Here is a 1,373-nt window from a genome sequence, read left to right as displayed (position 1 = left end):
GCCCGCTGGCGCTGCCATTGGCCACGCCGGCATGCAGGCCGAGCGTGTAGCTGATCGTGGTCGCGCCGGCGCCGTCGGCGCCATAGAGGTTGGTATTGCCGATGGTGAACGCGCCGGAGAAGTCTTCGGTCGCGACCGTCGCCGACGCGTTGGTGTCGTGCACATCCTGCGTGCCGGTGAAATTGCCGCCGGCCAGGCCACCGTCGAACGTCAGCAGCACCGGCGCCGTGAACGCCGCCAGCGTCACGGTCGGGGTCTGCGGACCGTCGTCGCCGAACTCGATCTGGTGACCGACGTCGACCGAGGCCGAAGCCGTGACCGTCTTGTCGCCTTCGCTGTCGGTGGTGAACGCGCTCGCGGTCAGGTCGATCAGGTTGGCCGCGATCTGCTTGACGTCATTGATATACGAGCCGCTGTAGGTGTCGGTCTGCGAGTGGTCGATCGACTCCAGTTGGGTCAGCGTCACGATGCCGGTGGTCAGGCCGACGCTCAGCGTGAACGCGGTGTTGCCGGCGTTGATGCCGCCTGCGGTCGTCGAGGTCGAGCCGGTGATGACACCGCCGACGTCGTACAGGTAGATCGTGCTGCCGGCATGGGTCAGGCCGCTGCTAACGCCGTCGGCGACGCCGGTGTGGAAGCCCAGCGTGTAGTTGATCGTGGTCGCACCGGCGCCGTCAGCGCCATAGAGGTTGGTGTTGCCGATGGTGAACGCACCGGAGAAGTCCTCGGTCGCGACCGTCGCCGACGCATTGGTGTCGTGCGCATCCTGCGTACCGGTGAAGTTGCCACCGGCCAGGCCGCCGTCGAACGTCAGCAGCACCGGCGCCCTGAACGCCGCCAGCGTCACGGTCGGGGTCTGCGGGCCGTCATCGCCGAACTCGATCTGATGACCGACGTCGACCGAGGCCGAAGCCGTGACCGTCTTGTCGCCTTCACTGTCGGTGGTGAATGCGCTCGCGGTCAGATCGACCAGGTTGGCCGCGATCTGCTTGATGTCGTTGATGTACGAGCCGCTGTAGGTGTCGGTCTGCGAGTGGTCGATCGACTCCAGTTGCGTCAGCGTCACGATGCCGGTGGTGAGGCCGACGCTCAGCGTGAACGCGGTGTTGCCGGCGTTGATGCCGCCCGCGGTCGTCGAGGTCGAGCCGGTGATGACACCGCCGACGTCGTACAGGTAGATCGTGCTGCCGGCATGGGTCAGCCCGCTGTCGACGCCGTCGGCCACGCCGGTGTGGAAGCCCAGCGTGTAGCTGATCGTGGTCGCACCGGCGCCGTCGGCGCCGTAGAGGTTGGTGTTGCCGATGGTGAACGCGCCGGAGAAGTCTTCGGTCGCGACCGTCGCCGACGCATTGGTGTCGTGCGCATCCTGCGTG

1 protein-coding gene is annotated in these 1,373 nt (G+C 66.9%); it reads right to left on the bottom strand.

Going from position 1 to position 1,373, the window contains the following annotated elements; all coding sequences use genetic code 11:
• Positions 1-1,373, bottom strand: a 1,373-nt coding sequence (locus tag ALC15_RS44445; RefSeq protein WP_244486502.1) for a DUF5801 repeats-in-toxin domain-containing protein, incomplete at both ends; no start/stop codon positions are given.

It is taken from the genome of Bradyrhizobium viridifuturi, assembly GCF_001238275.1.
Taxonomy (GTDB): Bacteria; Pseudomonadota; Alphaproteobacteria; order Rhizobiales; family Xanthobacteraceae; genus Bradyrhizobium; species Bradyrhizobium viridifuturi.
The sequence above is the reverse complement of the archived record's forward strand: the minus strand, read 5'-3'. Positions and strand labels throughout refer to the sequence as shown.